Origin of the sequence: Alteromonas sp. BZK5, assembly GCF_014349115.1 — a bacterium.
Classification (GTDB): domain Bacteria; phylum Pseudomonadota; class Gammaproteobacteria; order Enterobacterales; family Alteromonadaceae; genus Alteromonas; species Alteromonas macleodii.
The window spans coordinates 1-17240 of the sequence record NZ_JACSOE010000076.1 but is presented as its reverse complement, the minus strand read 5'-3'; the positions used below and the strand labels follow the sequence as shown (position 1 = coordinate 17240).

Here is a 17240-nt window from a genome sequence, read left to right as displayed (position 1 = left end):
GCTGAAAGGCCTGTTTTAAAAGGCTTTGTTTTCATAATTAGATTCCATAATTAGCAATAATGCTTTAATCACAGAACCTTCTCGTTCGGTCTGATATAACTAACGGTTAAAACTTATAACGCAAATTTAAAAACCTGCCACCCCTAACAGTAAAATTTACTCAAAAATACTACTTAAACACTAGGGGAAAGTGAAAAGAGAAGCCTAAAGTGGTACTTAATTACTATGATTTTTGACATGTAGTTAAGGTCTTTATGTCTCAGAGTCTCGCTATAGCAATACCCATTAAGAGACCCTACAAAAACTAGGTGGTCTTACCAATAATTAGTTGGTGCGTGAGTTTTCGTCAAATCTAGCACTATGGTATTACCCATTATAAATAACTTGTTGATTTACCGTGTGCTAACTGTATTTGACCTGTAATAAATACAACTTATTGGTGATGGATTATTGCCGTCTTAAAGAGTGTTATAGAGGGGTCACCTTTGTTGTTAATCAAGGAAACAGTCGTTCGCATGGACAAGAAGTTAAAGGTTAAAAAGAGCCAGTCTGCTTATAACGCTAAGGCATGCAGAGCCGTTGCGTTGGCAGCCATAACGGGGGGCAGTCTTCTAGCCGTAAATCTTCCTGCTTATGCGCAACAGTCCGACTTATCAACAAGCTCAGACATGGTGGAATCTTCTCTTTCAATGAGTCTGAATGCTCAAGCTATAACGATAGACGATGAAACGGTCTTCATCGCTGTTAGTCAGTTTGGGTTAAATAACATAACTAACATTATCCAAAGCGGCAACGGCGCCAACCTATCGAATGTTGTTCAAAACGGCAGTAATAACGAAGCTCTTATCACTCAGTTGGGTGAGGGGAACGTCGTTAATTTATTGCAGCAAAACAACAATAACTATTTCGAGATTATACAAGATGGGTTCGACAATGTAGCCAATGTTAATCAATTGGGTGAACAGTCTTTTACTGTTTACCAGATAGGGAATGAAATGGTGATTAACATCACACAATATCAAGAATGATGTGATTACCATAGGGAGACAAATGTGAAAATGAAAAAAACAAAAATAGCGAGTGCATTGCTTTTAGTAGCAGCGACAGGGTGGGCATCAGCTCAGGAAGTTCCAGCGAGTAAGACAGTTGATTTCAGTGCTTCCGCAGATTTTATTGCTGCAGCTGAAGGCAATGAAATTACGCTAATCCAAACGGCACCAGAGGGAAATGAGGTAGGTAATGAATCTATTTTAAGTCAGGAAGGTGACTTAAATGCAATCTTTGTAGAAATAACGGGTGACGCAAACGAAGTACTTGCTTCACAAATGCAGTCAGGTAATACCTTCTTTGCTAGTGTCACAGGTAACGGCAACTTCTTAGAATCTGAGCAAGATAGTTTAAATAGTACAGCCGATGTGGTTGTCGAAGGGGACGATAACACGGTTTCACTTGTTCAATTAGGTGATGGCGGCCCTATCGGTTTTATTTTTAATCGCTCAATAAACAGCATTTCTGGCAGTGGAAACACGTTGTCAGTGTATCAGGGCGATGGTGGTAACTGGGCTAATAATGCCATTGCGGGTAACGACAATACCGTGTTTGTTGATCAAAGTGGTGACTGGCACGAATCGTATGTCCGCGAGCTAAGCGGTGATGCAAACGTCATCGATGTTATTCAGGACGGCTATTACAACGTGTCTGATTTAACCGTTATCGGCTCAGAAAACGAAGTTGAAATTGACCAAGATGGCGACCGGAACGCTGTGGGGTGGAGTATGGTTGGCGACGGTAATGTGCTAGGGTTTGAACAAGATGGTGATGGCAACGAGATTACCACAGGAGTATTTGAAGGCTCTGGCAATGAAGTTAATATCGATCAAATCGGTGATGTTAACTTAGCTACCGTAGAAACTATCGGCGGACAAGCGAATACGTTCGAAATTAACCAAGTGGGCGAAGGCAACACGGCTTATGCTGGCGTAATTGGCTTATTGAACGAATTTGATTTAACTCAAGTAGGTGATGCCAACGAAATCAGCACAGTTAATTTCGATGGCCTGTTTAACACCGTCGAAATTGAGCAAGATGGCGATGCCAACTTGGCGTTAGCGCAAGCTGGTATTGGTGATGCAACTTACTACGCTGATGGCAACATCATTGAAATGTCTCAAGAAGGTGTTGAAAATACAGCATCAGTTGAGTTGGCAAGCGACGTTACATCAAGCTACAACGAAATTATGGTTTCGCAAACAGGCGAGCTTAACTTACTAGACCTACTGGTTAACGGTGACGACAATATTGTTAGTGTTATGCAAGAAGGAGTAGGAAACTGGGTAACGGACGACGCGGGTGGTCAGTTCGTTATTTCTGGTGATATGAATACATTTGAAGTTACGCAAATGGGTAACGATAATTTAGTTACAGGTAGTATCACTGGCAACGGCGGCACAGTAAGTGTTACGCAGGTTGGTGACTACAACGTAGCTACCGTTGTTCAGATGTAAACCTACAGATGTAAAAGTGAGTAGCCGGGCATTTGCCCGGCTATATTCAGTTAAATGAAGTACTTGTATTGTTTCTCTTTTATCACACTGCTTTTTAGTGTGTTCTTTTCTCCGATTCACGCAGAAGAAATTCGGCTAGGCGGACTGCTGCTCGATAACAGTATTAGCCGCCAAGGCCACGAATTTGCCTCTCGCATTAGCCAATACTGGCGAGAAGTCCCAGACAGTTCGGGTAAGAACCTTGTTGTTAAAGAAATTATTGTGCCACAAGCGGGTACTCTTCTTTCGGTGATTTACGACAATAGAGTGGTTTATCAAACGTACATGGGGCGCAGACAAGTACCATTAGATGAAAAAGTACAGCAAGCCATCATGTTAGTTTTAGACGCGGTGGCAAACGCGAGTGTAGACAGTAGAAGCCCAGATTTAGCAGGGGACGAATGGTAATGAAAAAAGGGATATTGATAGCAGCCTTAATCGCGACTGGCTCGTGGACTTCAGCTAGTGTGAAAGCAACAGAGTTGGTGTATGAACCGATCAACCCATCATTCGGTGGTAATCCACTTAACGGATCATTTTTATTAAGTAAGGCGAATTCACAAAACGCTCATACAGCGCCTTACAGCGAGCGCTCCTATGACGAACGCCTTCAAGAATCACTCGAACGCGCCTATATCAATCGTATAGTCCGCGAAATCACAGACATCGCATTTGGCGAACAAGAATATGATGAAGATGGAAACCCGATAGATAGCATATTCAATCAGGATAGTATTTTTGTTAGTGGTGACTTTCAGGTAGAACTAATAACGAGTAATCCTGACAGCATTGTTGTGAACATTACTAACTTACTGACAGGTGAGGTTACTGTCGTTGAAATTCCACGGTTTGGGTAGGGAAACACATGAGAAGTACCGTTTTTTTAATAGTGGCCATGGCGCTTGCAGGATGCCAGTCCATCACTAATACGCTGCCGCCTGATACAACGGCCGCTGATGTAATTACAGACAGTGCCACATTGGCTGAAGTAAAAAGCTTGCCAGCGCCTATGGGACAAATTCCGGTTTCTGTATATGCGTTTAGAGACCAGACCGGGCAATATAAACCTAGCACTGGGGCAAGTTCGTTTTCTACTGCGGTGACTCAAGGCGCAACCTCTATTCTTGTTCAGACTTTAAGCGAGACATCGTGGTTTTTACCTGTTGAGCGTGAAGGGCTGCAGAACATTCTTACCGAACGCAAAATAATTAGAGCCGACGAAAGCAGCGGAGGCGATTTACCGCCACTCACTACAGCTAGAATTATTATAGAAGGTGGGATAATTAGCTACGATACCAACATTCGTACCGGCGGCGCTGGTGTAGAGTACTTTGGCATTGGAGCGAGTGAGCTGTTTAGGGAAGATCAAATTTCCATTTACATGCGTGCAGTTGATGTGAGAACAGGCCAAGTACTGGTGTCGGTTTCAACATCTAAGAAAGTACTAAGCCAGGAGGTGAGAGCAGGCCTGTTTAGGTATGTTTCGCTTAAGCGCTTGCTTGAAGCAGAAACGGGCTACACGACTAATGAACCCATGTTCGAGTGCGTTAAACAAAGCATAGAAAAAGCGGTGACGGAGTTGGTGCTACAAGGAATGGAGAAAGGCGTATGGCGCGCGAAAGCGTAGACGCCATACGCAATTAGATTCAATGGATTATCAGTTTAGATACTTACTCGTTGTGGTTGGCTAAACTGATGATCGAACCACTTTATAAGCTCAACGCGATTTCGGCAGTCCGTCTTTCTAAATATGCTGTAAACGTGAGTTTTCACCGTATTTACGCTGATGTGTAAGCAGTCTGCAATCTCCTGATTTTGGGCACCATCTGCAATTTTGCGTGTGATGGATAATTCCCTCTTGGTCAGCACAGTATGTGACGATTGAAGTGCAGCAACGGGTTTTGGTTTAGACACTAGGTTGGCATCAATATAGCGACTCATAATCTCGCGACTGAACCATTTGTTGCCCGCCTGAACTTGTTGAACACCGCGAACCAGAAGTTCTAAGCTATCTTCAATATGGAAAATACCGTTAATACCATGTTGTAATGCCGCATAATGAAAATCGACGTCAGACTCTGGCACGTTGAAAATGACTTTGTTCAACTCTGGATTATCGTTGACTACAGGCAAGTTGAGCATAGTGGCAGAGTCACAATACTGCGCATCGATAAAGAAGGTATAGGTGTTATTAAGCACGCTTCGAGGTGGATGAATCGCACCGGTTGAGACGACAAATCCACATGACGGCAAAATACTTAGGAATCGTTCGTGAGCCCCATCCTGTTTAGTATTTTCTGAAAAACTTTTTCTTGTTAAAACGAACGCTTGATGTGACATGAAAGCTCCTTTTCGTGTCTATCAACTTTACGAACTATACATTGGCTTTACAATACTCCTCTGGTCTAACTTGCTCCGCCAAAGCGTAACAAAATGTAACAGCGAAAAGCGCCTGTAAGTTTTGCTTAAATGCTAGAGCCTCTAAGTGTTCAACGAATTAAATATAAGTAAATTATCTCGATAAAAGCGGCTTACCCCCTTTGTTAATAATGGTGTTAGTGTATAGTTCAACACCAAGTCATTCCTTCCATTATTTCAACACACAGAGAGAACCATGACCGTAAACGTTGACACTCAGTCTTTGATTGCATCAATGCGCGATGTAGTAGGGCAGGCCTATTTGTTAACTGATAAAGCGAAGAAGCAGCCTTACACTAAAGGGTTTCGTTTTGGTGTGGGCGAAGCGCTTGCGGTAGTGCGCCCAGGAACGCTTGTCGAAATTTGGCGAGTGCTAAAGCTGTGTGTTGAAGCCGATGTTGCGGTTATAATGCAGGCGGCCAATACAGGGTTAACAGGCGGCTCTACGCCAGATGGTAAAGATTACGACAGGCCTCTCGTTATTATCAGTACTATGCGTATTGATGATATTCAGTTAGTCGACAATGGAAAGCAGATCGTTGGCTTGGCTGGGAGCACCTTGTTTGGATTGGAAGAGACGCTTGCGCCTTATGGTCGCGAACCTCACTCTGTGATAGGTTCTTCATGTATTGGCGCATCGATCGTGGGGGGGATATGCAACAATTCAGGTGGCGCTTTGGTCAAGCGAGGCCCTGCCTATACTGAACTAGCGCTTTTTGCCCAAATTGACGTCAATGGCAATCTATCTTTGGTAAACAATCTGGGGATTAACCTAGGTAGTGAGCCAGAAGAAATTCTGAATAATCTTGAGAACAAACGTTACAAAGAAGTTGATGTTCAGCACCCTGACGCTCGTGCATCAGACAACGAGTATGATGAACGAGTTCGAGACGTTGATTCAGACACACCTTCGCGCTTCAACAATGACGGCAGAAGACTTCATGAAGCTTCAGGCTGTGCGGGTAAGCTTGCCGTGTTCGCAGTGAGGCTAGACACCTTTCCTATTCCTGAGAAAAAACAGGTATTTTATGTGGGGTCTAACGACGCCGCTGTGTTTACCAAAGTGCGTCGCGACATACTTTCTACTTTCAAGAACTTGCCTGACTCGGGTGAGTACCTTCATCGTGACTGCTACGACGTATCCAAGAAATACGGTAAAGATATGTTTATCGTTATCAGCAAGCTTGGCGCCAAATTTATTCCTAAGCTTTTTGCATTTAAGCGCAAATTTGACGCATTTACTGACAAGCTGGGCTTCTTACCCAACAAAATGTCAGATCGCGTTATGCAGTATATGAGCTACGTTTTTCCTAACCACTTGCCTAAGCGAATGGAAGAGTACAGAGACAAGTATCAGCATCATTGGATATTGGAGATGAGCAACGACGGGGTAGATGAGGCCAAAGCCTACCTTGATGCTTTCTTTAAAACCAATGAAGGTAGTTATTTTGAGTGTACAGAAGAAGAAGCTGATAAGGCTATTTTGCATCGCTTTGTTGCTGGTGGCGCGATAGGTCGTTACCACGTGATGCACAGCAAAGACGTGGGCGCTATGATGACCATCGATGTTGCACTTCGCCGCAACGATCCCGACTGGTTTGAAGTGCTGCCTAAAGAAATAGACGACCAGATAGACACAAAACTGTATTACGGCCATTTATTCTGCCACGTAATGCACCAGAATTACGTGTTGAAAAAAGGGGCGGATGCCAAATTGTTAAAGGGTAAAATTCTGGAAACTTTTGATGCGAGAAGCGCTGAATATCCAGCAGAGCACAATGTGGGACACGAGTACTTTGCAAAAGATGCGCTGAAAAACTTTTACCGAGAATTAGACCCAACCAATAGTTTTAACCCGGGAATAGGCAAAACCACCAAACTTAAAAATTGGGCTGAGCATGATGGAAGTTGTTGTGGTGGGCATCATTAAGCGCAAATTACGCTTCCAGCCACTTGTGCATTGATAAAAGAGCCATAAAAAATGAAGTGACCCCCAATAGTTGGACTATCCAATTACTGGGGGTCTTTTTAGTGGCCTTGGTGCCAGCGATACTAAAAAGCGAGAGAGTCGAGGTTAAGTTCACTGACTGATTTTGCACCGCATAGTGTCATCGCGACATGCATTTCCTGTTTGTACAGATCGAGTAAGTTCTCTACCCCTTGTTGGCCTTCAGCAGCAAGTGCATAAATAAAAGAGCGCCCTAGTAAAGTACAATCGGCACCTAATGCCAGCATTCTCACCACGTCCAAGCCGTTACGAATACCTGAGTCTACGAAAATACTTAGATCGCCTTTCACCGCGCTAGCAATCGCTGGAAGAGCCTTAGCGGTAGAAAGCACGCCATCTAGCTGACGACCGCCGTGATTGGATACTACAATGCCTTCTGCGCCAAAACTCAGCGCATCTTTGGCATCTTGTTCAGTTAAAATGCCTTTGATAATCATTGGGCCGTCCCAAAACTCTCTGATCCATTCTAAGTCTTTCCAACTGATAGACGGATCGAAATTGGCGCCCAACCAGCCAATATAGTCTTCCAACTGGGTCGGTTCGCCACGATAAGTAGAAATATTGCCAAGATCATGAGGCTTACCGAATACGCCTACATCAAATGCCCAACGAGGATGAGTCATCGCTTGCAGTACGCGACGGCTTGCAGCAAATGGCCCACTCATACCGGAGTGTTTATCGCGATAGCGAGCCCCTGGTACAGGCATATCTACGGTAAAAACCAACGTTGTTACACCCGCTGCTTTGGCGCGCTCCAGAACATTCTTCATAAAGCCGCGATCGCGAAGCACATAGAGCTGAAACCACATTGGACGTTCAATGGCTGGTGCGACTTCTTCAATAGGACATACTGACACCGTCGACATGGTAAACGGTATGCCTTTGTTTGCTGCCGCTTTAGCGGCTTGCACTTCACCACGTCGCGCATACATTCCGGTTAATCCCACGGGAGCAAGGGCAATAGGTAAAGCCAATTGTTCACCAAAGACCGTTGTAGAAAGGTCAAGCGACGACATATTTCTCAGCACTTGCTGCTTTAATGCAATGTCAGCCAAGTCAGTTTCATTGCGTTTAAGTGTATGCTCTCGATAGGCACCACCATCAATGTAGTGAAATAGGAACGGCGGTAATATTTTTTGCGCAGCGCGTCGATAATCAGTCGGCGATGAAATAATCATGTCTTTAATCGATTGTAATTAACTTGATAAAAATATAACGTTTCTCGCCTTAGGGATATACGGCAACAATGAAATTTATCTTTTCCAAAAGTGAAGTAATAACGTGAGAGCAGACGATTTAATTCTCTTTGCACAAATTGCGGAGATGGGCAGTTTTAGCAAAGTGGCAGAGGCGAACAACATTACCAACTCGGTAGTCAGTAAGCGAATAGCAAAGCTTGAAAAAGAGCTGGGAACGCAGCTTTTGTATCGCACTACTCGCAAACTCACGCTTACCGAAGCGGGTCAAGCTTTGAAGCAAGGCGCCATGAATGTAAAGGCGTCCACGCAGGAAGCTATCGACACAATTTCTGGATACAGTGAACAAATATCCGGACACATTAAAATGTCGGTTCCAACGATTTCGGGCGATTTACTGTTAGCCGATGCGGTAGCTGAGTTTTGTACACTTCATCCAGGGCTAAGCGTTGATATGTCTCTGGATAATCGATTTGTAAATCTAGTCGAGGAAGGGTTTGATCTTGTTATTCGAACGGGATATTTGGAAGACTCAAGTCTGATCGCGCGGCACTTTTTAGATTCCCATTGGGTGGTTTGCACATCGCCGGATTACATTAGACGAAAAGGCAGGCCCAAAGCACCAGAGGATTTGAGCTTTCACAACTGTTTGTTGTATTCCTACCACACATCCGGCGCAAGGGAGTGGGAGTTTACGTCGTCTCAAGGCAGTTACACCATCACCGTAGATGGCGCATTTTCAAGTGACAACGCAGGGGCGCTTCGCAAAGCAGCTCTTGCTGGTAGAGGTATTGCCTACGTACCTAAATGTTTGGTATTCGAAGATTTATGTAATGGAACACTGGTCGATTTGTTTCCAGAGCGGGTAGGTAAGGTGTTAGGCGTTTATGCCGTTTATCCTTACAGCCGCCAGCCATCTCGAAAAATTAAGCTGTTAATTGAACATATCAGGCAGCGCTATTTATCTATGTCTGATTATTTTTGATACGCTAGCGGCAATCAAGCCATTTAATCTCTTGTTCCAAAGCAGGTCGTTGCCGCTTGGAGCGTCTTATTTACTTGAAATCACGGTCTGTAGCGCCAAGAAAAGAATATATCTGGGTAATTATCTGAACCAAAGCAAATCCTCACTAGTAGAAAAAAACAGCTTTTAAGTTTTCGCAGGGTTTCAACTTTCCTGTCAGTGAAAAGGGATTTGCTATGAAAGGCCAAGTAAACAACTCCACCATTCTTCTTCCTGTATTTCTCCCCGCCGTCGTCATTATTTTGCTTCTGGTGATCGGAACCATCAGCGACCCCGAACTTGCCGGTGAGGCCTTCGACAGTACATTGGCATGGATTACAGAAACCTTTGGTTGGTTTTACATGTTGTCGGTCGCTATTTTTTTGGTATTCATTGTATCGGTAGCATCATCTAGCTGGGGAAACATAAAGTTGGGGCCCGATCATGCAGAGCCTCAATATAGCTTTCCCGAATGGTTTTCTATGTTGTTCTCAGCAGGCTACGGCGTAGCGCTGCTCTACTTTGGCGTAGCAGAGCCTGTTCTACACTATTCTTCACCGCCTGCAGGAGCAGCTGAAACTGTTGATGCGGCGAAACAAGCCATGCAAATCGCATTTTTTCATTGGGGTTTTCACATCTGGGCGATCTACGGGCTAGTCGGTTTGGTTCTTGCCTATTTTGCTTTTCGACATGGCTTGCCCTTGTCTATACGTTCAGCTTTGTATCCACTGATAGGGGATAAAATTTATGGCCCTATAGGTCACGCGGTAGATGTATTTGCCATTCTCGGTACACTATTTGGTATCGCCACTACGCTCGGGCTATCCGTTACACAGATTAATGCAGGGCTTAACTATCTTTCCGGCGATATCCCCATTGATATCATGGTGCAGGTAGGCACCATTGCGATCGTAACCATTGCCGCAACAATATCGGTTGTCGCGGGCATGGATAAGGGCATTAAAAGGCTATCAATTCTTAATATGGTTCTGGCTGTATCGCTTATGAGTATCGTTTTTATCTTCGGAGAAACGGTACATATTTTAGAAACCTTTTTACAGAACACGGGAAGTTATATCAACGGCATCATTGAGCGCACCTTTAATCTTCAGGCCTATAGTCGTAGCGATTGGATTGGGAACTGGACGCTGTTTATTTTTGGCTGGACCATCGCTTGGGCGCCGTTTGTAGGCATGTTTATCGCCAAAATAAGTCGAGGTAGAACCATTAGGCAGTTTGTTTTTGGTGTAATGCTTGTACCTACCATGTTCACCTTCCTTTGGTTTTCCGTGTTTGGCGACACCGCGCTAAATGCCATTATGAACCAAGGTGTTACTACACTCATTAGCGATGTGCAGGAAAACGAAGCTGTTGCCTTATTTAAGCTCTATGACTTGCTACCTGGCGCGTCAATCATGTCAGGCTTGACCGTGTTATTGATCATCACGTTCTTCGTGACGTCATCAGATTCTGGGTCGCTGGTTATCGATTCTCTTGCTTCTGGTGGTAAAGAAGAAAGCCCGGTTTGGCAGCGTATCTTTTGGGCGTGTCTGGAAGGAACCGTTGCTGCAGTGTTGCTGTTGGCTGGCGGGCTGAATGCCCTGCAAACGATGACCATTGCGAGCGCCTTACCATTCGCCTTCATTATGCTAGCGTCTGCAGCAGGTCTATGGCGTGCGCTAGTCATTGAAGGCTACCGAAACAACAGTTTGAAGGCGAATACGCTTAATAGAAACCACGGTCGCTCGACTAGCCTAAAAGGCCGACTGGCAGCAATGGTAGATTACCCAAGCCGAAATGAGGTGCATGAGTTTATTGATAAAACTGTGATTGCAGCGATGAAAGACGTACAGGCTGCTTTGAAAGCGCGAGAGTGGGAGGCGTTTGTTAAGCTTGATGAGGAAACGGGAAGGGCCACCTTCACTGTTGAGCGTCACGATCACATGGACTTTATCTACGATATTCGTATGACTGAATATTTAGTGCCGGGGTTTAGCTACGCAGAGCTGCGTTCAGAAGAAGACGAGTCGGAAAAATATTTTCGCGCTGAAGTGTTCCTTCGCCGCGGAGGGCAAGCTTACGATATTTACGGATATGACAAAGAGAGTATTACTAAGGACATCTTAGATCAGTTCGAAAGTTATCTGCACTTCCTCGATACCAGCCCAGGCGAACTGCCTTGGGAAATGGATGCGTATGATGACATGTTGACGCAGCCTAAAGAGTAAACAATCCGCAGGGGGTTAGGTAGAAGGGAAAGCAAGGCTGCTTTCCCTTATTTATCCCCTAATTAATTACTTACTTAGAAGTAGTTAGCAATTTGGTTAATAACCGCATTTACTGCGCGGTAAGCATTAGATTCGTTTTCAACGCCACAGGCTTGGCCATTACAACCTGACCAGTAAGGGTCAGAGAAATAGTCTAGCTGGGTGGCACTACCGAACGCCTGAGGATAGGCCATGATAGTTGAGAAGTTATTATCAACGCCGTGACCGATACCATCATCATATACACCGCCTACTGAACCTTGGCGAACAGAGTGGCCTAAGCCCATGTTGTGACCGAGTTCATGAACAAATGTGGACAGACCGCAATCAACGGCGCTGATGCTGTACATGCGGCTTTGCGAGCTAGAGTACAGTGTACCGTTGTTGCCTTGACCTACCCAGCCAATGCCGCACACGTAACCCACTAGCTGACCGCCTTCATAAATGTTTTCACGATTACCTAAAAGCACAACCATGTCTGCGCCGTTTGAAGATCGTGCGTTTTGCACACCACTGCTATCAGTTAACAAGTCTAGCGCACTTTCGGTAGGTTGAAGGTCGCTAGATGTAGCAGCAGAAGACTGAGCGCCTACTAAACGCAACTGTAGATCTACCGCATTATTTTGATAAACACGGTTGGCGTGTGAGATGTATTGGTTAATTTTAGTGTCGATATTAGACACATTATTTGCAGCAGGTTGGGTGTAAAGCACCATTACATCGATGGTGGCTGCTGTTACTGATGTTGCACAAAGCAGTGAAACTGCCATTGCCGTTAAACACTTAAATGTGTGTTTCATTTTTATTTCCTTCTTGTTGTTTTATTTGAGCTTGTTGAATTTCCTGTGAAGCTCAACAGGCACTAGGGGATTAGTTTTGGCCGAGATCGAAGACTTCTTCAGCGTTGTCGTCGCTAAGCGGGCGTTCGCTGTCGGGTTCACGTTCGATGTGGTTTTGCATCATTGAAGACTTTGGTGCGATCCACGCGTATTTATCATTGCCCTCAAGCACAAACACGTCGCGAGGCGTGGCTAAGTTTCCGTAGGTGGCGTTTTCGCCAAGCGTTATAACGGCGGCGTAGAGAGAGCCTGCACCTGGGATGTGGGCCTCTACGGTACGATCGCCGTTTGGGTGAGTGATAACGTGGTCAACTTCACCGGTGTAACTGCCACCAAACTGTGGGATGTATAAATCGAGATACTCGCCAACTTCTACCGTCATTAATTCTTCACGATCAAGCTCAATGTAAGCTTCATCGGTTACGTCAGCGGGAATATAGCCTTCTGCTTCAAGTACCTTTTTGCCATCTTCTGATGTTGTCCAGACGATGGTGTCTTTCTCTGATTTACCGTTAGTAGTAGTTGTAGCCTGAGCTTTTAGCTCGGCTTCATTTTTGGGTTTGAAGTTATCGACACCGGTCGATAACACTTTGCCGTTTCGTTGCCTTTCAATAGCGCTTTCTTTACCAACAGGTTTTGTCTCAGCATTCGCCGCTGCTACCTCTTTTTTGCCCGAGGGGGCTGTATCGATAAAGGCGAAAATACAACCAATAGCTACAATTGCCGTCGAAGCGGCAACAATACGCTTTTTCATAGTGTGTTCCTTTTATTTTTACTTACTGAATTTAGGAAATTGAACGTTAGAAATTAGCGACACTCTGTTTCTCAAAGCGCGCTCTAAGTGAGCGATAAAGAGAACCAATGTGTTTAGTGAAATTGCTTAGTGAATTAAGTAAGTCATTAAAACGTATAATATTTTCTCGGTTATAAAAGTATCGCTTTGCATAAGGGTGTATAAAATTTAGCCCTTTAATGCAGTGTAAATTTCTTAGGCTAAATACGGGACTGCAATATGTAGACCGAACGCCGAATTGGCTCGTTTTAACTATGTGAGTGAGAACGAATAAGCCACCTAAAAATGGCTTCTGGATGATGAAAAGGGAATACCAAATAACAAAGGAATAATTCCGCTTGGTAAGGGAGCTAGCGAGGTAACAACAGCGCAAAAACAAGCGGGATAGGTAGGGAAAAGATAAAAAAAGAGCGAGTAAAATCCTTTACTCGCTCAGTAAGAAGGCCACCTCTTCTGAGGGAAAGTAGCCGTCGGAGAACTGTTGGTTTTCTCTTACGCTAATCGGTTGATTATTGAAGAAAAATCCATCCCTGCATTGCCTTCTTCGCAATGCATTTCAAACCACTTTGCAGCAAGCTCACCCATAGGTACTTGCGCGTTGACGCCCTTCGCGCCCTGCATGGCCAGCCCCAAATCTTTGAGCATAAGCGCAGAAGCGAAACCGCCAGCAAAATCGTTATCAGCAGGGCTTTGTGGCCCTACACCTTTTACAGGGCAGTAGGTGGTCATTGACCATGTTTGTCCCGAGGCATTTGACGCGATATCGAAGAACACTTGCGCATCTAAGCCAAGTTTTTGTGCCAGCTGGAAGCTTTCACACGTCGCAATCATGGTCGCGCCAAGTAACATGTTGTTACAAATCTTTGCTGCTTGTCCCGCGCCATGGCCGCCCGCATGGACGATTTTTTTGCCCATTGCGCTAAGCACACCATGGGCTTTGTCAAAGGCATCAGCGTCGCCACCCACCATAAACGTGAGTGTGCCGCCCGCAGCCGCTGCAACACCACCAGAAACCGGCGCATCCAGCATTTTAAGGCCTTTTTTCTCTGCCAATTCTGACACACTCTTCGCCGTTTCTACGTCGATGGTGGAGCAATCAATAAGCAAGGTGCCTTCGCGGACAGAAGCCAAGATCTGATTTGAATAGATATCTTTTACGTGCTTGCCTGCTGGTAACATAGTGATAACGATGTCGGCCTCAGCAGCAGCTTGCTCGGTACTTTGCGCAATAGTGCAGCCTGCTTCTTTGGCTTTGGCCAGTGCCGCTTCGCTTAAGTCAAAAGCCAATACGTTGTAATCGTTCTTAACCAGGTTATCTGCCATCCCCGAGCCCATATTACCTAGGCCAATAAATGCAACTGTGGTCATAATAGTCTCCTCACTTAGCCCATGGTTGGAATAACAAAGGCGTTGTCGTTCGTATCTGAGCCATCAGGCCAGCGCTGCGTAATGGTCTTAACCTTGGTCCAGAATTTCACTCCTTCCATACCGTGCTGGTTGGTATCACCAAATGCAGAGCGCTTCCAGCCCCCAAAGGTGTGGTAAGCAACTGGCACAGGAATAGGTACATTAATCCCTACCATGCCCACGTTTACACGTTGCGCAAATTCGCGTGCCGCATGGCCGTTACGGGTGTACATAGCAACACCGTTACCGTATTGATGGTCACTTGCTAAGTTAACTGCTTCGTTGAAATCTTTCGCGCGCACCATTTGAAGCACTGGACCAAAAATCTCTTCTTGGTATGAACGCATGTCTTTGGTCACGTGGTCAAAGAACGTTGGGCCGATGAAGTAGCCTTGACTGTCGTCTGGGATCTGACTGGTTCTGCCGTCGTAAACGAGCTCAGCACCTTCTTCTATGCAAAGGTCGATATAGCCTTCAACGCGCTCTTTGTGAGCAGCAGTAACCACAGGGCCATAATGAGCGTTAGGATCTTCACTATGACTTACCATAATGTCTTTAATAGCCGGAATAAGCTTGGCTTTCAGTTTCTCTGCGGTTTCATCGCCCACTGGAACGACAACCGGTAGCGCCATACAGCGTTCACCGGCACTGCCGTATGCAGCACCAACTAAGTCGGTTACCACCTGATCTAGATCTGCATCAGGCATTACAATGCCGTGGTTTTTCGCGCCGCCCATAGCTTGAACGCGCTTACCTGCACGAGCGCCACGCTCGTACACGTAATTAGCGATATCAGAAGAGCCTACAAAGCTCACCGCCTTAATAGTTTGATGATCTAAAATACCATCAACCACTTCTTTGTTACCGTGTACAACGTTAAGTACACCTGCAGGAAGGCCTGCTTCAATCATAAGCTTTGCCAGTTCAACAGGTACTGACGGATCGCGCTCTGATGGCTTTAAAATGAACGCGTTACCGCAGGCAATTGCCACACCGAACATCCACATTGGGATCATGGCCGGGAAGTTAAATGGCGTAATACCTGCCACTACACCAAGTGCTTGGCGCATGGAGTACACATCGATTCCTGGGCCTGCGCCTTCGGTATATTCACCTTTTTGTGCATGAGGGATTCCACAGGCAAACTCGATAACTTCAAGGCCACGCTGAATATCACCTTGCGCATCAACCAACACTTTACCGTGCTCGCTTGATAATAGTGCCGCTAAGCGATCGCGGTTTGCTTCAACCAACTCTTTAAACTTGAACATAACACGAGCGCGTCGTTGAGGATTTGTTGCTGCCCACTCAACCTGTGCAGCTTGGGCTGTTTCAATTGCATAGGCCAAAGTTGAAGTGTTAGCCAAGCTTACTTCAGCCTGAACTTCACCTGTGTTGGGCGCAAATACCGACGCGGTATTTTCGCTGCTATCCTCAAAATCTTTACCTGCAATAAAGTGAACAATCTTTCTCATGACATAGCTCCTGTGATTTTTAACAATATTGAAACCTTGTGTTTGCAAAGACAATACATATACTTGCAGTATGGTGCTGTAAAAATGCAGGTGTTTAAGTGAATTGGGACGACATGCGTTTGTTTCTTGGTTTGGCAAGAAATGGTCGTGTAGCTATTGCAGCTAAAGGCTTGAAGGTAGACCCTACGACATTAATTCGTCGTGTAAAAAAACTGGAGGACTCATTAAATTGCAAGTTGTTCGAGCTAACTAAAAAGGGGTATGTGCTTACCACCCATGGCAGTGAGTTAGTTACGTATATTGAAAAAGCAGAGCATTACTTTCTAGAGGCACAAAATGAATTAGGTGATGAACGCTCGCATTTGGCAGGTACGATCAGAGTGAGTGTTTCTGAAGGTTTCGGTAGCTGGTTTTTAGCGCCTTTACTACCCGATTTTAAAAAGCAGTATCCGGGGATCAGTATTGAGCTTGTGGCAACCAGCGGCTTTTTAAACCTGAACAAACGAGAAGCCGATATGGCTATCTTGTTAGAAAAGCCCAGTAAAGGCTTGCTGGTTACACAAAAATTAACTGACTATAACCTCTATCTTTATACCCACCAGTCCCTTATCAGCGACAACGAACCACGAACATTACAAGAGCTCACCGCCTTCAATTTAGTGAGTTACGTGCCCGATTTGGTTTACGCTCCTCAATTAAAGTTCATTGAAGAGACTGCTTTGTCACAGTTAAGTGCGCTTCGCAGCACCAGTATTAATGCGCAATATCAAATGCTTGTAAATGGCGCAGGGGTAGGCATTTTACCTAAATTTATGGCTGAAACTCAGCCAGGCTTAGTTCGACTCATTGAAAACGAGATTCACATTAAGCGTACATTCTGGCTGGCCACACACAAAGAAACTCATTCTCAAGCACGCTTTCAGGTATTTACAAAATGGCTTACAGATAAAGTTACACAATACCATTCAAAATTTCTCGACTAAAAAATTAGACCTTTATCTACTGTTTTTTGCAGAGTAAATATGAAAAAAATAGCGCAGCAGCGTCGAAAAACTCGCCACGCTTTAATACAAGTGGCTGAATGTGGTCTAGGCTTTAATAAATTAGGCCGACACGTCCTAGGGCCTGTTGACCTTTGGTGTACGAATTTTGGTCTAAATGGAAGCCTTTTAATCGCGAAACAGTCCTGCAGGCCTAGCGGGCTAAGTTAAAGGACTGTGACAAAGAGTAAAAGGCTTCCATAACGACCCCTTCGGGCAGCGCCTTTGTGCCATCTATACTGCGTTGAATG

At 45.0% G+C, this 17240-nt stretch carries 15 protein-coding genes; 9 read left to right on the top strand and 6 right to left on the bottom strand.

Features of this window, described 5'->3' with window-relative positions; genetic code table 11:
* The first annotated feature begins 515 nt into the window (after nt 1–515).
* The 5 genes from BIZ39_RS17100 to BIZ39_RS17080 all read left to right on the top strand — a co-directional run bounded on the left by BIZ39_RS17100 (nt 516) and on the right by BIZ39_RS17080 (nt 4170).
* Entirely contained in the window at nt 516–1028 is a 513-nt protein-coding gene (locus tag BIZ39_RS17100) for a curlin subunit CsgB (RefSeq protein ID WP_187447543.1), read from the top strand.
* Nucleotides 1029–1058: 30 nt separating this feature from the next.
* Nucleotides 1059–2504, top strand: a complete 1446-nt coding sequence (locus tag BIZ39_RS17095) for a curlin (RefSeq protein WP_049588832.1) — start codon at nt 1059–1061, stop codon at nt 2502–2504.
* 99 nt (nt 2505–2603) lie between these two features.
* Nucleotides 2604–2951 carry a curli production assembly/transport protein CsgE gene (locus tag BIZ39_RS17090; RefSeq protein WP_239635982.1) on the top strand — a complete coding sequence of 116 codons (348 nt, stop codon included), beginning with the start codon at nt 2604–2606 and terminating at the stop codon, nt 2949–2951.
* Nucleotides 2945–3400, top strand: coding sequence for a curli assembly protein CsgF (locus BIZ39_RS17085; protein ID WP_014980266.1), 456 nt, complete (start codon nt 2945–2947; stop codon nt 3398–3400). Before BIZ39_RS17090 ends, BIZ39_RS17085 begins: the two co-directional genes overlap by 7 nt.
* An 8-nt stretch (nt 3401–3408) precedes the next feature.
* Nucleotides 3409–4170: a CsgG/HfaB family protein gene (locus BIZ39_RS17080; protein WP_168463013.1), complete on the top strand. Its 762-nt coding sequence runs from the start codon at nt 3409–3411 to the stop codon at nt 4168–4170.
* A gap of 35 nt (nt 4171–4205) precedes the next feature.
* Here BIZ39_RS17080 and BIZ39_RS17075 read toward each other — a convergent pair whose 3' ends face one another.
* Nucleotides 4206–4883, bottom strand: a complete 678-nt coding sequence (locus BIZ39_RS17075) for a helix-turn-helix transcriptional regulator (protein WP_168463012.1) — start codon at nt 4881–4883, stop codon at nt 4206–4208.
* Nucleotides 4884–5157: 274 nt separating this feature from the next.
* On the opposite strand from BIZ39_RS17075, the gene dld reads away from it, so the two are divergent.
* Complete coding sequence (dld, locus tag BIZ39_RS17070; protein WP_049588824.1) at nt 5158–6891, top strand: D-lactate dehydrogenase; 1734 nt, start codon at nt 5158–5160, stop codon at nt 6889–6891.
* A 122-nt stretch (nt 6892–7013) separates the two neighbouring features.
* On the opposite strand, the gene lldD is transcribed toward dld, so the two are convergent.
* On the bottom strand, nt 7014–8147 hold the full coding sequence (lldD, locus tag BIZ39_RS17065; RefSeq protein ID WP_015068029.1) for an FMN-dependent L-lactate dehydrogenase LldD: 1134 nt from the start codon (nt 8145–8147) through the stop codon (nt 7014–7016).
* A gap of 103 nt (nt 8148–8250) precedes the next feature.
* Between lldD and BIZ39_RS17060 the strand changes: the two genes are divergently transcribed.
* Together BIZ39_RS17060 and BIZ39_RS17055 are read left to right on the top strand one after the other, a co-directional pair.
* Entirely contained in the window at nt 8251–9150 is a 900-nt protein-coding gene (locus tag BIZ39_RS17060) for a LysR family transcriptional regulator (RefSeq protein ID WP_014950694.1), read from the top strand.
* Nucleotides 9151–9365: 215 nt separating this feature from the next.
* Complete coding sequence (locus tag BIZ39_RS17055; RefSeq protein ID WP_168463009.1) at nt 9366–11396, top strand: BCCT family transporter; 2031 nt, start codon at nt 9366–9368, stop codon at nt 11394–11396.
* A 74-nt stretch (nt 11397–11470) separates the two neighbouring features.
* Here BIZ39_RS17055 and BIZ39_RS17050 read toward each other — a convergent pair whose 3' ends face one another.
* From BIZ39_RS17050 to BIZ39_RS17035, 4 genes are all read right to left on the bottom strand, one after another.
* Nucleotides 11471–12235: a zinc-dependent metalloprotease family protein gene (locus BIZ39_RS17050; protein ID WP_110288103.1), complete on the bottom strand. Its 765-nt coding sequence runs from the start codon at nt 12233–12235 to the stop codon at nt 11471–11473.
* A gap of 70 nt (nt 12236–12305) precedes the next feature.
* Nucleotides 12306–13028 carry a hypothetical protein gene (locus BIZ39_RS17045; protein WP_187447542.1) on the bottom strand — a complete coding sequence of 241 codons (723 nt, stop codon included), beginning with the start codon at nt 13026–13028 and terminating at the stop codon, nt 12306–12308.
* 531 nt (nt 13029–13559) lie between these two features.
* On the bottom strand, nt 13560–14435 hold the full coding sequence (gene mmsB / locus BIZ39_RS17040; protein ID WP_014950690.1) for a 3-hydroxyisobutyrate dehydrogenase: 876 nt from the start codon (nt 14433–14435) through the stop codon (nt 13560–13562).
* 14 nt (nt 14436–14449) lie between these two features.
* Nucleotides 14450–15949 carry a CoA-acylating methylmalonate-semialdehyde dehydrogenase gene (locus BIZ39_RS17035; protein WP_020744244.1) on the bottom strand — a complete coding sequence of 500 codons (1500 nt, stop codon included), beginning with the start codon at nt 15947–15949 and terminating at the stop codon, nt 14450–14452.
* A gap of 98 nt (nt 15950–16047) precedes the next feature.
* Here BIZ39_RS17035 and BIZ39_RS17030 point away from each other — a divergent pair, with 98 nt between their 5' ends.
* Nucleotides 16048–16932, top strand: coding sequence for a LysR family transcriptional regulator (locus tag BIZ39_RS17030; protein WP_014950688.1), 885 nt, complete (start codon nt 16048–16050; stop codon nt 16930–16932).
* Nucleotides 16933–17240: the final 308 nt, after the last annotated feature.